Here is a 14,030-nt window from a genome sequence, read left to right on the forward strand (position 1 = left end):
CAACGTTCCCTCCTCTGAAAAGGGGAGGGAAAGTGAGTGATGTTTTGGTTTATTTTGACTTAGGGACACAAATGCCATGCTATTACCCTGGCTGATACTTATCCCCTTTATTGGCGGCTTCTTCTGCTGGCAGACTGAACGCTTCGGCGTAAAAGTGCCACGTTGGATTGCGCTGGTAACGATGGGACTGACACTGGCTCTCTCGCTGCAACTGTGGTTAGCCGGTGGCTATTCACTGACGCAATCCGCCGGTTTGCCGCAGTGGCAGTCTGAATTTATCCTGCCGTGGATCCCACGCTTTGGGATAACCATCCACCTTGCGCTGGACGGCTTATCTTTACTGATGGTAGTGCTCACCGGTCTGCTCGGTGTGCTGGCGGTACTCTGTTCCTGGAATGAAATCGAAAAATATCAGGGCTTCTTCCACCTCAACCTGATGTGGATCCTCGGTGGCGTTATCGGCGTGTTCCTTGCCATCGACATGTTCCTGTTCTTCTTCTTCTGGGAAATGATGTTGGTGCCGATGTACTTCCTGATCGCACTGTGGGGCCATAAAGCCTCCGACGGGAAGACACGTATCACCGCTGCCACCAAGTTCTTCATCTACACCCAGGCAAGCGGCCTGGTGATGTTGATTGCGATTCTTGGCCTGGTGTTCGTGCATTACAACTCAACCGGCGTCTGGACGTTTAACTACGAGCAACTGCTGCACACTGAAATGTCGAGCAGCGTTCAATGGCTGTTGATGCTGGGCTTCTTCATTGCGTTTGCGGTGAAAATGCCAGTGGTTCCATTGCATGGTTGGTTGCCAGATGCGCACTCCCAGGCGCCAACGGCAGGTTCTGTTGACCTCGCAGGTATCTTGCTGAAAACCGCAGCCTACGGTCTGTTGCGTTTTGCACTGCCGCTGTTCCCGGAAGCGTCCGCTGAATTTGCACCAATCGCCATGTGGCTGGGTGTCATCGGTATCTTCTACGGTGCGTGGATGGCCTTCGCACAAACCGATATCAAACGTCTGATTGCTTACACTTCCGTTTCCCACATGGGCTTCGTGTTGATTGCCATTTATACCGGCAGCCAGTTGGCTTACCAGGGCGCGGTGATTCAGATGATTGCTCACGGCCTTTCTGCTGCCGGTATGTTCATCATCTGTGGTCAGATTTACGAGCGTTTGCACACTCGTGATATGCGCCTGATGGGCGGTCTGTGGAATAAAATCAAATGGCTGCCAGGTCTGTCGTTATTCTTTGCAGTGGCAACGCTGGGTATGCCAGGCACCGGTAACTTCGTTGGCGAATTCATGATTCTGTTCGGCAGCTACCATGTCGTGCCAATGATTACCATTATCTCGACCTTCGGTCTGGTCTTTGCCTCAGTTTATTCTCTGGCGATGATTCATCGTGCTTACTTCGGGAAAGCGAAAAGCGAAATCAGTGATAAACAACTGGCAGGCATGTCGCTGCGTGAGTTCTTTATCATCCTGTTGCTGGTGGTGTTGTTAGTCCTGTTGGGCTTCTACCCGCAGCCAATTCTGGATACTTCGCATGCCGCGATGAGCAATATTCAGCAGTGGTTTACCAGTTCAATTCCAACTACAAGGCCGTAATTCGCCATGACTATAACTCCTCAACAATTGATCGCGCTGCTACCGCTGCTCGTCGTCGGATTGACGGTGGTGGTTGTGATGCTCTCCATAGCGTGGCGACGCGACCATTTTGTCAATGCAACACTAGCAGTAATTGGCCTTAACGCCGCACTCGTTTCACTGTGGTTTGTGGGTCAGGCTGGCGCGATGGATGTCACGCCGCTGATGCGCGTTGATGGCTATGCGATGCTCTACACAGGACTGGTTCTGCTAGCGAGCCTTGCCACTTGTACGTTTGCTTACCCGTGGCTTCAGGGTTACACCGACAACCGCGAAGAGTTTTACCTGCTGGTGTTGATTGCAGCACTGGGCGGTATTCTGCTGGCAAACGCCAATCACCTGGCAGCATTGTTCCTGGGTATTGAGCTGATCTCGCTGCCGTTATTCGGTTTGATTGGCTACGCTTTCCGCCAGAAAAGGTCGCTTGAAGCGAGTATCAAATACACTATTTTGTCTGCTGCAGCGTCTTCATTCCTGCTGTTCGGTATGGCGCTGGTGTATGCGGAATCTGGCGACCTGTCGTTTGTTAGCCTCGGTAAGAGCCTGGCAGACAACATGCTGCATGAGCCTCTGCTGCTTGCGGGTCTGGGGCTGATGATTGTTGGCCTTGGCTTTAAACTGTCACTGGTTCCATTCCACTTGTGGACACCTGATGTTTACCAGGGCGCACCGGCCCCTGTTTCCACTTTCCTGGCTACCGCCAGCAAAATCGCCATCTTTGGTGTGGTGATGCGTCTGTTCCTCTACGCGCCAGTTGGCGATAGCGAAGCAGTTCGTGTGGTACTGGGGATTATCGCCTTTATCTCCATCATCTTCGGTAACCTGATGGCATTGAGCCAGACCAATATCAAGCGTCTGCTGGGTTACTCGTCTATCTCACACCTTGGTTATTTGATGGTGGCGTTGATTGCACTGCAAAGCGGTAACATGTCGATGGAAGCGGTCGGCGTCTATCTTGCAGGTTATCTGTTCAGCAGCCTCGGCGCATTCGGCGTGGTGAGCCTGATGTCCAGCCCGTACCGTGGCCCGGATGCAGACTCGCTGTACTCCTACCGTGGCCTATTCTGGCACAAGCCAATTTTGTCTGCGGTCATGACGGTGATGATGTTGTCGCTGGCGGGTATCCCAATGACCCTGGGCTTCATCGGTAAGTTCTACATCATTGCGGTAGGTGTGCAGTCTCACCTGTGGTGGCTGACCGGTGCTGTGGTGCTGGGTAGTGCGATTGGTTTGTACTACTACCTGCGTGTAACGGTGAGTTTGTACCTGAACGCACCGCAACAGCCAGGCCGTGATGCGCCAACTAACTGGGCGTTTACAGCTGGCGGTGTAGTGGTTCTGATCTCCGCCGTGCTGGTGCTGTTGCTGGGTGTTTACCCGCAGCCGCTGATTACGCTGGTGCGCATGGCAACACCGATGATGTAAGCCGTATTGGCATGAAATGAAAAGGCTACCTTTCGCGGTAGCCTTTTTTATTTCAATGAATTGCTACACTTAAGTACACTTTTAGCTTCGGCAAATAAAAATGGAGTTGTATGACCACGCATCTGGTCTGGTTTCGTAATGATCTACGTATCAATGACAATCTGGCGCTGGCGGCAGCCTGCCGTGACCCTAACGCTCGCGTGGTGGGGCTGTTTATTGCCACACCTGAACAATGGCGACAACATGGTATGTCGCCACGCCAGGCGCAGTTTCTTCATGGTCATTTAAATGCGTTACAAGCGTCACTTGCGGAGCGTGGCATCGAACTTTGTATCAGGCAAGTGCCTGATTTTGCCGCTTCGATAGAGTGCCTTGCACAGTTTTGTGAAAGCGAAAATATCGACGCGCTGTTTTACAATTATCAATACGAACTGAATGAGCGCCAGCGCGATCTGGCGGTTGAACGTGGCCTCGGTAAAAAAGTGATTTGCCAGGGTTTTGATGACAGCGTTTTGCTGGCGCCCGGAAGCCTCATGACCGGCAATCACGAGATGTACAAAGTGTTCACCCCGTTCAGCAAAGCGTTTATTAAAAGGCTGCGCGAAGGGTTGCCCGAATGCGTTGTGGCTCCGCGACCACGTGGTGAGGCGCTTTCAGTGACGCCAACAGAGCCGTTTGATTATCCATGTGCGGAAATCGACTCCTCACTGTTTCCCATCGGCGAACGGGCCGCTATCGCGAAATTACGTGAGTTTTGTCAGCATCCTGCGGCACATTATCCCGAACAGCGTGATTTCCCGGCTATCGAAGGTACCAGCCGCTTGTCGCCGTATCTGGCGCTTGGCGTGCTTTCGCCGCGCCAGTGTTTGCACCGATTATTGAAAGAACATCCGCAGGTACTGGACGGTGGGAGCGGGAGCATGTGGTTAAACGAGCTGATCTGGCGCGAGTTCTATCGTCATTTGCTGGTGGCGTATCCGAAACTTTGCCGCCATCAGCCGTTTATCCTATGGACAGACAACGTGCGCTGGCAACAAGATGAAGCGTTATTGGCTGCATGGCAGCAAGGCAAAACGGGGTTCCCGATTGTCGATGCCGCAATGCGCCAACTGAATACCACGGGCTGGATGCACAACCGCTTGCGTATGGTTGTCGCCAGTTTTCTGGTAAAAGATCTGCTTATCGACTGGCGATGCGGCGAACGCTACTTTATGTCACAACTGATTGATGGTGACCTGGCTGCTAACAATGGCGGCTGGCAATGGGCGGCCTCAACCGGCACTGATGCAGCACCTTATTTTAGAATCTTTAACCCAACCACCCAGGGCGAGCGATTTGATGGAAAAGGTGAATTTATCCACCAGTGGCTGCCTGAATTGAGTGATATACCGGATAAATATATCCACACCCCTTGGGTCTGGGCGGACAAACAACAACTGAAACTGGACTATCCGCGCCCAATTGTTGACCATAAACAAGCACGTATCGTGACACTCGCCGCTTATGAAGCGGCCCGTAAATCTGAAGAGAAAGATAATGAAAAATAGCGAACTGGAACGCCTGATTAACGAAAAACTCAACAGCGCTGCTATCAGCGATTACGCGCCGAATGGTTTACAGGTCGAAGGGCGTGAAGAAGTCCGCAAAATCGTTACCGGTGTGACAGCAAGCCAGGCGCTGATTGACGAAGCGGTGCGCCAACAGGCCGATGCGGTGATTGTTCACCACGGGTATTTCTGGAAAGGTGAGTCTCCAGTGATTCGTGGTATGAAACGCAATCGCCTGAAAGCGCTGCTCAGCAATGACATCAATTTATACGGCTGGCATTTGCCACTCGATGCGCATCCGCAGCTTGGTAATAATGCGCAATTAGGCGCGTTGCTGGGGATAGAAACCAAAGGTGAGATTGAACCTCTGGTGCCGTGGGGGGAGTTTCCAACTCCGCTTTCGGGGGTAGAGCTGGCTTCATGGATTGAGATGCGTCTTGGTCGTACACCGCTGTGGAGCGGTGATACTGGTCCTGAACAAATTCGCCGTGTCGCCTGGTGTACTGGCGGTGGGCAAAGTTTTATTGATAGCGCGGCACGTTTTGGCGTTGATGCGTTTATTACAGGCGAAGTTTCAGAGCAAACGATCCATTCTGCACGTGAACAAGGTCTACATTTCTATGCGGCCGGGCATCACGCCACCGAGCGCGGCGGTATTCAGGCATTGAGTGATTGGCTGAATAGTGAGACAGATTTGGAAGTCACCTTTATCGATATCCCGAACCCGGCATAACGTCAGACCGAGGAGTAAAAGTGCAAAGAGCGCGGTGTTATCTGTTAGGCGAAAGTGCAGTAGTTCTTGAATTGGAACCACCTTTATCGCTGGAAAGCCAGCAACGAATCTGGGGATTAACCCAGCGTCTACTGGAATCTCCCGCTGTTTCAGAAGTCATTCCGGGGATGAACAACATCACTGTGGTGCTACGTGAACCGCAAAGCCTGGCGCTGGATGGTATTGAGCGGCTCCAGCGCTGGTGGGAAGAGAGCGAGGCAATGGTGGTTGAATCCCGCTGCATTGATATTCCGGTAATTTATGGTGGCAGTTTTGGCCCTGATTTAGCCGAAGTCGCAGGGCATTGCGGTTTATCGGCAAGCCAGGTTGTGGAGCTGCACTCATCCGTTGATTACATTGTCTATTTTCTCGGTTTTCAACCAGGCTTTGCCTATCTAGCAGGCCTTGCTCCCACTCTTTCTATGCCGCGTCGGGCTGAGCCACGCCTGATGGTTCCTGCAGGCTCGGTAGGTATTGGCGGCAGTCAGACGGGTATTTATCCGCTGGCAACGCCTGGTGGCTGGCAGCTTATCGGCCAGACGCCCGTGAGGCTCTTTAATCCGGCTGATGACGTGCCAACACTACTGGCGCCGGGAGATACCGTCCGCTTTGTGCCTCAAAAGGAGGGCGTGTGCTGAAAATAATTCGTGCTGGAATGCATATGTCGATACAAGACGCAGGGCGTTTTGGTTATCGGCAGTTGGGCGTTAGCCGCTGCGGTGCTCTTGATACTCCAGCGTTGAAAATTGCTAATTTGCTGGTGGGTAATGCCCCAGATAGTGCCGCGCTGGAAATCACGCTTGGCCATTGTGTTGTTGAATTCACCAGCGATGGCTGGTTTGCGTTAACTGGCGCAGGGAGTCACGCTGAACTGGATGGGCACGCAGTCTGGACTGGCTGGCGGCTACCGGTGAAAGCGGGCCAGCAATTAAGGCTAAAAGTGCCTGAGCGCGGGATGCGTAGCTATCTTGCTGTTGCCGGCGGGTTGGATGTCCCAGAAATCCTGGGTTCTTATAGTACCGATCTCAAAGCGCAAATTGGCGGCATCGAAGGGCGTTTGCTCAAAGATGGCGATGAAATACCGCTATTACCGGCAACTCGACGGTTCCGGGAGTCGCGCGGTGTAAAGCAGCTCTTGTGGGGGAACCGCATTCGTGCGCTGGCGGGCCCGGAATATCAGGAGTTTACACATACTTCGCAAGATGCATTCTGGCGTTTACCATGGCAGTTAAGCCCGCAAAGTAACCGCATGGGTTATCGCATGCAGGGGCAACGGCTTGAGCGCACTACCGATCGCGAGTTGTTGTCGCATGGGCTACTGCCGGGAGTAGTACAGGTGCCACATAATGGGCAACCTATTGTGCTTATGAACGATGCGCAGACAACCGGTGGGTATCCAAGGATTGCCTGCATTATCGAAGCGGACATGTTTAACCTTGCGCAATTACGCTTAGGGGAGCCGGTTCATTTCGTGCAATGCACGTTGGAAGAAGCCCTGAAAGCACGTCGTGAGCAGCAAATTTATCTTGAGCAACTGGCCTGGCGGCTGAATAACGAAGACTAATTTTCAAGGGCAAAGAGATGCCAGAAGGTCCGGAAATAAGGCGAGCGGCGGATAAACTTGAAGCCGCCGTTTTAAATAAAGCGCTAACCGAAGTCTGGTTTGCATTTCCCGAGTTGAAGCCGTTTGAGCAAGCATTAGTCGGTCAAAACATTGAGCGTATCGAAACGCGTGGAAAAGCATTGCTGTTGCATTTTTCTAATGCGTTAACCTTGTACAGCCACAACCAACTTTATGGTGTGTGGCGTGTGGTTAATGCAGGTGAGATGCCAGACACGACACGTGTTTTACGCGTCAAATTGCAGACTGCTGATAAAGCCATTTTGCTCTACAGCGCTTCAGATATCGAAATACTCAATGGCGATCAACTGTTGAAGCACCCGTTTTTATTACGTGTCGGGCCGGATGTCCTTGATATAACGCTAACGGCAGAACAGGTGAAAGCGCGCTTGTTGTCGGCAAGGTTTCGCAGGCGCCAGTTCAGCAGTTTGCTGCTGGATCAGGCTTTCCTGGCGGGATTGGGAAATTATCTGCGCGTTGAGATTCTCTGGGCAGTTGGGCTATTAGCGCACCATAAAGCACAGAGCTTAACTCCCGAGCAACTCGATAAACTGTCTCATGCACTGCTGGATATCCCACGTTTTTCATACAATACGCGTGGCACTGTGGATGAAAACAAACACCATGGGGCTATTTTTAGCTTTAAGGTGTTTCATCGTGCAGGGGAGAAATGCGAACGCTGCGGTGCCATTATTGAGAAAACAATGCTTTCATCCAGGCCATTTTATTGGTGCTCTGGTTGCCAGCATTAAATAATCCTGAAGATAGCGTTTATCGCATGGCGCGGAGATCGGGTATATTGGGACGTAGATCACAAAAAAAATTTAAAGGAAGACGTTGCACTATGAGTTCTCGTTTCGCCCTGGCTGCCATAGCAGCCGTTTTAGCCCTGACAGGATGCACAAAATCGAAAACCGCTGATCCGACATCGGCTTTCGATTTCGGCTCCTCGCGCGTGACCGTGACGCATATCCCAACGAAAACCGACGACGGCACCACAATATACGTGACCGTGGATAGCAAGGATGCCGGTGCGCTGGGGACGGGTAAGAGTCTTGAGCTACAACTGCCAGAGGGCAAACATACAGTCGGCGGCTATGCCCGTACGTTAATTGGTCGCGTAACCATATCGCCTGTCGAAGTGTCGACATCGAGCGATGTTGTCAGCCACGTGACATATACCATTGCGAATAGTAAACCGACATTTACCGTCCGCGCGTCAACTCCGGTTCCGAAACCTAAGTCAGAAACGATTCCGGTAGAATCTGTTCCGGTTATACAACAGCAAATTGAAGCGCCTGCCGCGACTGAACAAACGCAGGTTACACCACCTGCCACGGTCGAACAGACGCAGGTTACACCACCTGCCACGACCGAACAGACGCAAGTGACAACACCTGCCGCGCCAGCAACGACGCAGGAAACTCAGTCGCCGAAAGTCACCGTACTGACGCCAACAACCCAGTCGCAGACCGAAACGCAAACATCGGCACCGCAGGGCGTGGACATCACCAATCTGACGGATAACCCGCAGGCATAACGCTGACCAAAAAAAACGCGCCTTTCGGCGCGTTCTTTAATTTCCAGAAACGAACTTATTTTTTCAAATCAGATTTGAAATCACGCTGTTCGTAGCCAGTATACAACTGACGTGGACGGGCAATTTTAATGCCGTCGTCGTGCATTTCATTCCAGTGTGCAATCCAGCCAACAGTACGCGCCATCGCGAAGATAACGGTAAACATGGAAGATGGAATACCCATTGCTTTCAGGATGATGCCTGAGTAGAAGTCCACGTTCGGGTAGAGTTTTTTCTCGATGAAGTACGGGTCGTTAAGCGCGATATGCTCAAGTTCCATCGCCACTTCAAGCAGGTTGTTATCTTTCAGATTCAGCTCTTTGAGAACTTCATGGCAGGTTTCACGCATTACTGTGGCACGCGGGTCGTAGTTTTTGTACACACGGTGGCCAAAGCCCATCAGGCGGAAAGAGTCATTCTTATCTTTCGCACGACGAACGAATTCAGGAATGTGTTCAACACTGCTGATCTCTTCAAGCATCTTCAGTGCTGCTTCGTTAGCACCACCGTGTGCAGGTCCCCACAGGGATGCGATACCGGCTGCGATACACGCGAATGGGTTAGCGCCACTTGAGCCAGCAGTACGAACGGTTGATGTGGAAGCGTTTTGCTCGTGGTCTGCGTGCAGGATCAGAATTCGGTCCATTGCGCGTTCCAGAATTGGGTTAACTTCGTATTTCTCGCACGGCGTGGAGAACATCATGTTCAGGAAGTTACCGGCATAAGACAGGTCGTTGCGTGGATATACGAACGGTTGCCCTATTGAATATTTGTAGCACATTGCTGCCATGGTTGGCATTTTGGACAACAGGCGGAACGCGGCAATCTCACGGTGGCGTGGGTTATTCACGTCCATGGAGTCATGATAAAACGCCGCCAGTGCGCCGGTCACACCACACATCACAGCCATCGGGTGGGAGTCACGACGGAAACCGTGGAACAAACGTGTAATTTGTTCGTGGATCATGGTGTGACGGGTGACGGTGGTTTTAAATTCTTCGTATTGTTCCTGGGTCGGTTTTTCGCCGTTCAGCAGGATATAGCAGACTTCAAGATAATTGGAGTGTGTTGCCAGTTGATCTATCGGGAAACCACGGTGCAGCAAGATGCCTTCATCACCGTCGATAAAGGTGATTTTTGATTCGCATGATGCGGTAGAGGTAAAACCCGGGTCAAAAGTAAATACACCTTTAGAACCAAGACTACGGATATCAATTACATCCTGACCGAGAGTGCCTTTTAGCACATTCAGTTCCAGAGCATCATCACCGTTATAGGTGAGAGTTGCTTTTTTATCAGACATTTACGGTCTCCTTAGCGCCTTATTCATCAGACTGCGGGATGCCCGACTTGCCTATTCCCGTCATACTTCAAGTTGCATCTTTGTTGGCTTTCCGCGCTCACCCCAGTCACTTACTTATGTAAGCTCCTGTGGATTCGCTGCGTTGCCGCCTCGATGCCACTCGAATTATTTAGGAAATACATTCAAACCAACCGTGACGCATACCAGTTTTTTATTTGGCTCTCAGCTCTGTTTTGATATCAGTGTAACGCAGGGTACAGAGCAATGGGCGCTTGCAGGTAACACGAGCCACGCAGGCGAAAAAACAGCAAATCAGGGTGTTAGCAGTCCATATCATTCAAATCTGTGTACCACTAATAACGGTCCTGATTGATTGGGTCAATACCGATACACTGTTACATAACTTATTCTCAGGTGAAAGGCTGACCCTATAACTTTTGCGAATTATACGGCTTTTCTGGCATCATTTGTAACAAGAATGTTTAACTTTTGTCAAATCAGATGATTAAAATTTAAAATAATGTTGTTATCGTGATCCTGCTCACTGTTCAGACCAAAAGCCCTTCAAACTATATGTAGGTTAATTGTAATGAATTTGTGAAGCGCCTATACTGCCGCCAGGTCTCCGGAATACCCTGCCACCGGGCGCCACCCAGCGTTGTAGCCAGCTTTTTGGCATCTGGATGTAGCTGTTTTTGCATGACGCACAGTTATAGAAAGTTCACGCTGTCTGACCCCGCCTGCAGATCCGGAGGAAGGAAACTATAAGAACAGCATGTGGGCGCTATTCATGATAAAAAATGCGAAAAAACAAAGACCTGTAAATCTCGATCTCACAACGATGAGGTTCCCCGTCACTGCAATCGCTTCCATCCTCCATCGTGTATCCGGCGTGATCACCTTTGTGGCTGTAGGCATCCTACTGTGGTTGTTAGGCCAGTCACTCTCGTCTCCAGAAGGCTTCCTTGTTGCGTCAGCAATAATGAGTAGCTTCTTTGTTAAATTCATTATGTGGGGCATCCTCACAGCACTGGCTTATCACGTTGTTGTGGGCATCCGCCACATCATGATGGACGCCGGTTTGCTGGAAGAAACCCTGATAGCGGGCAAACGATCCGCGATGATTTCATTTGTTATTACTGTCGTGCTTTCAATTCTCGCAGGAGTCCTCGTATGGTAAGCAATGCCTCCGCATTAGGTCGCAATGGTGTGCATGACTATATATTGGTCCGTGCCTCCGCCATCGTCATCACCCTGTACATCATTTATATGATCGGGTTCTTCGCTGTTACTGGCGATTTAACCTACGAGGTCTGGAGTGGTTTCTTCGGCTCCGCCTTCACCAAAGTCTTCACCCTGCTGACATTGTTCTCAATTTTGATCCATGCCTGGATTGGCATGTGGCAGGTGTTGACCGACTACGTTAAACCAGTGGCGATTCGTCTTGGCCTGCAACTTGTTATTGTTGTTGCACTGCTGGTTTACGTCATTTATGGATTCGTTGTGGTGTGGGGTGTGTAATGAGTTTACCAGTCAGAGAGTTTGATGCAGTCGTGATCGGTGCTGGTGGTGCAGGTATGCGCGCCGCACTGCAAATTTCACAAGGCGGCCAGACTTGTGCCTTGTTATCTAAAGTTTTCCCAACCCGTTCCCATACCGTGTCTGCGCAAGGTGGTATCACCGTTGCGCTGGGTAATACCCACGAAGACAACTGGGAATGGCATATGTATGACACGGTAAAAGGTTCCGACTACATTGGTGACCAGGACGCCATTGAATATATGTGCAAAACTGGCCCGGAAGCGATTCTGGAACTGGAGCACATGGGGTTGCCGTTCTCCCGTCTTGAAGATGGCACTATTTATCAGCGTCCATTTGGCGGCCAGTCGAAGAACTTCGGCGGCGAGCAAGCGGCACGTACTGCGGCAGCGGCTGACCGTACCGGTCACGCATTACTGCACACGCTTTATCAGCAAAACCTGAAAAACAAAACCACGATCTTCTCCGAATGGTATGCGCTTGATCTGGTGAAAAATGCCGATGGTGCCGTAGTCGGTACCACCGCGCTGTGTATCGAAACCGGCGAAGTGGTTTACTTCAAAGCGAAAGCCACCATTCTGGCAACCGGCGGTGCAGGCCGTATTTATCAGTCCACCACTAACGCGCACATTAATACCGGCGACGGTGTAGGCATGGCGTTGCGTGCAGGTGTGCCAGTACAAGATATGGAAATGTGGCAGTTCCACCCAACCGGCATTGCTGGCGCGGGTGTACTGGTCACTGAAGGTTGTCGTGGTGAAGGCGGCTATCTGCTGAACAAACATGGCGAGCGTTTCATGGAGCGCTATGCGCCAAACGCTAAAGACCTTGCTGGACGCGATGTTGTTGCTCGCTCCATCATGATTGAAATCCGTGAAGGTCGCGGTTGCGATGGCCCATGGGGTCCACACGCCAAACTGAAACTTGATCACTTAGGTAAAGAAGTTCTGGAATCCCGTCTGCCGGGTATTCTTGAGCTGTCTCGTACCTTTGCCCATGTTGACCCGATTAAAGAGCCAATTCCGGTTATCCCAACTTGCCACTACATGATGGGCGGTATTCCGACCAAAGTGACCGGGCAAGCGCTGACAGTGAATGAGCAGGGCGAAGACGTTCTGATTCCTGGCCTGTTTGCCGTCGGTGAAATCGCCTGTGTATCTGTTCACGGAGCCAACCGCCTGGGCGGCAACTCACTTTTGGATTTGGTGGTGTTTGGCCGTGCTGCGGGCATGCATTTGCTGGAGTCTATCCAGGAACAAGGCGAGCTGCGTGACGCAACTGAAGACGAAATTAATGCCGCTCTGGAGCGCCTGAACCGTTGGAATGGCAACCGCAACGGCGAAGATCCGGTGCAAATCCGTAAAGCGCTTCAGGAATGTATGCAGCACAACTTCTCGGTATTCCGTGAAGGTGATGCGATGGCGAAAGGCCTTGAGCAGCTGAAGCAAATCCGCGAACGCCTGAAAAACGCCCGGCTGGATGACACTTCAAGCGAGTTCAACACCCAGCGTGTTGAGTGCCTGGAGCTTGATAACCTGATGGAAACTGCTTACGCAACTGCTGTATCCGCTAACTTCCGCACCGAAAGCCGTGGCGCGCATAGCCGCTTCGACTATCCGGAACGTGACGATGCAAACTGGCTGTGCCATAGCCTGTATCTGCCTGAGTCGGAAAGCATGACGCGCCGTGAGGTGAACATGCAGCCGAAACTGCGTCCGGCATTCCCGCCGAAAGTGCGTTCTTATTAATAGCGGAGCAAAGTGATGAAACTCGAATTCTCTATTTATCGCTACAACCCGGACGTTGACGATGCTCCGCGTATGCAGGAGTACACCCTGGAAGGGGAAGAAGGGCGCGACATGATGTTGCTTGACGCGCTGATGCAACTGAAAGAAAAAGACCCGACGCTGTCGTTCCGTCGTTCTTGCCGTGAAGGGGTTTGTGGCTCCGACGGTGTGAACATGAATGGCAAGAACGGCCTGGCTTGCATCACGCCAATCTCCGCGTTGGGTAACGGAAAGCAGAAGATTGTGATCCGTCCACTGCCTGGATTGCCGGTTGTGCGGGATCTGGTGGTAGACATGGGACAATTCTATGCCCAATATGAGAAGATTAAGCCTTACCTGTTGAATAATGGGCAAAATCCACCGGCTCGCGAGCATTTACAATCTCCTGAGCAGCGTGAGAAATTGGATGGTCTGTACGAGTGCATTCTTTGTGCGTGTTGCTCGACCTCCTGCCCGTCGTTCTGGTGGAACCCGGACAAATTCATCGGCCCGGCAGGTTTACTGGCGGCGTATCGCTTCCTGATTGACAGCCGTGATACCGAAACGGCAAGTCGTCTGGATGGTATGAGTGACGCTTTCAGCGTATTCCGCTGCCATAGCATCATGAATTGCGTCAGTGTTTGTCCTAAGGGATTGAACCCGACGAAAGCCATCGGCCACATTAAGTCGATGCTGCTGCAAAAGAGTGCCTAGCTTTTCGTTCCCTCTCCCGATGGGAGAGGGGAATAAATTGCAGGAAACCTTTAAAAACTGCCCTGTTGCGACAGTTTTTAAAGGTTCCTTCTCGAGTCGCCTGGAAAGGAAAAAGGCTC

Annotated in this window: 14 protein-coding genes; 12 read left to right on the forward strand and 2 right to left on the reverse strand. The window is 51.4% G+C overall.

The features are described from left to right. The first annotated feature begins 76 nt into the window (after nucleotides 1-76). The 8 genes from nuoM (at nucleotide 77) to GC128_RS17175 (ending at nucleotide 8,550) form a co-directional block, all read left to right on the forward strand. Nucleotides 77-1,606, forward strand: coding sequence for an NADH-quinone oxidoreductase subunit M (nuoM, locus tag GC128_RS17140; protein ID WP_064512657.1), 1,530 nt, complete (start codon nucleotides 77-79; stop codon nucleotides 1,604-1,606). 6 nt (nucleotides 1,607-1,612) lie between these two features. Further along, the gene (gene nuoN / locus GC128_RS17145; protein ID WP_064512655.1) at nucleotides 1,613-3,070 is read left to right on the forward strand and encodes an NADH-quinone oxidoreductase subunit NuoN; all 1,458 of its coding nucleotides are present in this window, start codon (nucleotides 1,613-1,615) and stop codon (nucleotides 3,068-3,070) included. Between the two features lie 110 nt (nucleotides 3,071-3,180). Further along, on the forward strand, nucleotides 3,181-4,617 hold the full coding sequence (gene phrB / locus GC128_RS17150) for a deoxyribodipyrimidine photo-lyase (RefSeq protein ID WP_151995318.1): 1,437 nt from the start codon (nucleotides 3,181-3,183) through the stop codon (nucleotides 4,615-4,617). Next, nucleotides 4,607-5,350 carry a type 2 GTP cyclohydrolase I gene (locus tag GC128_RS17155; RefSeq protein ID WP_064554954.1) on the forward strand — a complete coding sequence of 248 codons (744 nt, stop codon included), beginning with the start codon at nucleotides 4,607-4,609 and terminating at the stop codon, nucleotides 5,348-5,350. The genes phrB and GC128_RS17155 overlap by 11 nt, the downstream gene beginning before the upstream one ends. A 20-nt stretch (nucleotides 5,351-5,370) precedes the next feature. Continuing rightward, nucleotides 5,371-6,027: a 5-oxoprolinase subunit PxpB gene (gene pxpB, locus GC128_RS17160; protein WP_151995319.1), complete on the forward strand. Its 657-nt coding sequence runs from the start codon at nucleotides 5,371-5,373 to the stop codon at nucleotides 6,025-6,027. Beyond that, on the forward strand, nucleotides 6,021-6,953 hold the full coding sequence (pxpC, locus tag GC128_RS17165; RefSeq protein WP_151995320.1) for a 5-oxoprolinase subunit PxpC: 933 nt from the start codon (nucleotides 6,021-6,023) through the stop codon (nucleotides 6,951-6,953). The genes pxpB and pxpC overlap by 7 nt, the downstream gene beginning before the upstream one ends. A 17-nt stretch (nucleotides 6,954-6,970) precedes the next feature. Continuing rightward, entirely contained in the window at nucleotides 6,971-7,762 is a 792-nt protein-coding gene (gene nei, locus GC128_RS17170) for an endonuclease VIII (RefSeq protein WP_151995321.1), read from the forward strand. A gap of 92 nt (nucleotides 7,763-7,854) precedes the next feature. After that, a complete protein-coding gene (locus GC128_RS17175) occupies nucleotides 7,855-8,550 on the forward strand; it encodes a hypothetical protein (protein WP_226812164.1) in 696 nt (231 codons plus the stop codon). A 55-nt stretch (nucleotides 8,551-8,605) separates the two neighbouring features. Here the strand turns inward: GC128_RS17175 and GC128_RS17180 are convergent, their stop codons facing one another. Both GC128_RS17180 and GC128_RS23385 read right to left on the reverse strand, forming a co-directional pair. Beyond that, nucleotides 8,606-9,892 carry a citrate synthase gene (locus GC128_RS17180; protein WP_064512639.1) on the reverse strand — a complete coding sequence of 429 codons (1,287 nt, stop codon included), beginning with the start codon at nucleotides 9,890-9,892 and terminating at the stop codon, nucleotides 8,606-8,608. 337 nt (nucleotides 9,893-10,229) lie between these two features. Beyond that, nucleotides 10,230-10,340, reverse strand: a complete 111-nt coding sequence (locus tag GC128_RS23385) for a hypothetical protein (RefSeq protein WP_456061809.1) — start codon at nucleotides 10,338-10,340, stop codon at nucleotides 10,230-10,232. Nucleotides 10,341-10,667: 327 nt separating this feature from the next. On the opposite strand from GC128_RS23385, the gene sdhC reads away from it, so the two are divergent. The 4 genes from sdhC to GC128_RS17200 are packed head-to-tail and all read left to right on the forward strand — an operon-like array spanning nucleotide 10,668 to nucleotide 13,911. Then, complete coding sequence (gene sdhC / locus GC128_RS17185) at nucleotides 10,668-11,072, forward strand: succinate dehydrogenase cytochrome b556 subunit (RefSeq protein WP_193216275.1); 405 nt, start codon at nucleotides 10,668-10,670, stop codon at nucleotides 11,070-11,072. Beyond that, nucleotides 11,066-11,413, forward strand: a complete 348-nt coding sequence (gene sdhD, locus GC128_RS17190) for a succinate dehydrogenase membrane anchor subunit (protein WP_034458774.1) — start codon at nucleotides 11,066-11,068, stop codon at nucleotides 11,411-11,413. The genes sdhC and sdhD overlap by 7 nt, the downstream gene beginning before the upstream one ends. After that, nucleotides 11,413-13,179: a succinate dehydrogenase flavoprotein subunit gene (gene sdhA / locus GC128_RS17195; protein ID WP_120066214.1), complete on the forward strand. Its 1,767-nt coding sequence runs from the start codon at nucleotides 11,413-11,415 to the stop codon at nucleotides 13,177-13,179. Before sdhD ends, sdhA begins: the two co-directional genes overlap by 1 nt. A gap of 15 nt (nucleotides 13,180-13,194) precedes the next feature. Beyond that, nucleotides 13,195-13,911 (forward strand): succinate dehydrogenase iron-sulfur subunit, encoded by a 717-nt coding sequence (locus GC128_RS17200; protein ID WP_034458770.1) that lies wholly within the window; start codon nucleotides 13,195-13,197, stop codon nucleotides 13,909-13,911. Nucleotides 13,912-14,030 lie beyond the last annotated feature (119 nt).

The organism is Buttiauxella massiliensis (assembly GCF_902500225.1).
Classification (GTDB): Bacteria; Pseudomonadota; Gammaproteobacteria; order Enterobacterales; family Enterobacteriaceae; genus Buttiauxella; species Buttiauxella massiliensis.

Excerpts from the sequence above, each read along its gene's own strand:
- nuoM (WP_064512657.1), top strand. The coding sequence starts at position 77 with ATGCTATTACCCTGGCTGATACTTATCCCCTTTATTGGCGGCTTCTTC.
- nuoN (WP_064512655.1), top strand. The coding sequence starts at position 1,613 with ATGACTATAACTCCTCAACAATTGATCGCGCTGCTACCGCTGCTCGTC.
- phrB (WP_151995318.1), top strand. The coding sequence starts at position 3,181 with ATGACCACGCATCTGGTCTGGTTTCGTAATGATCTACGTATCAATGAC.
- GC128_RS17155 (WP_064554954.1), top strand. The coding sequence starts at position 4,607 with ATGAAAAATAGCGAACTGGAACGCCTGATTAACGAAAAACTCAACAGC.
- nei (WP_151995321.1), top strand. The coding sequence starts at position 6,971 with ATGCCAGAAGGTCCGGAAATAAGGCGAGCGGCGGATAAACTTGAAGCC.
- GC128_RS17175 (WP_226812164.1), top strand. The coding sequence starts at position 7,855 with ATGAGTTCTCGTTTCGCCCTGGCTGCCATAGCAGCCGTTTTAGCCCTG.
- GC128_RS17180 (WP_064512639.1), bottom strand. The coding sequence starts at position 9,892 with ATGTCTGATAAAAAAGCAACTCTCACCTATAACGGTGATGATGCTCTG.
- sdhC (WP_193216275.1), top strand. The coding sequence starts at position 10,668 with ATGTGGGCGCTATTCATGATAAAAAATGCGAAAAAACAAAGACCTGTA.
- sdhD (WP_034458774.1), top strand. The coding sequence starts at position 11,066 with ATGGTAAGCAATGCCTCCGCATTAGGTCGCAATGGTGTGCATGACTAT.
- sdhA (WP_120066214.1), top strand. The coding sequence starts at position 11,413 with ATGAGTTTACCAGTCAGAGAGTTTGATGCAGTCGTGATCGGTGCTGGT.
- GC128_RS17200 (WP_034458770.1), top strand. The coding sequence starts at position 13,195 with ATGAAACTCGAATTCTCTATTTATCGCTACAACCCGGACGTTGACGAT.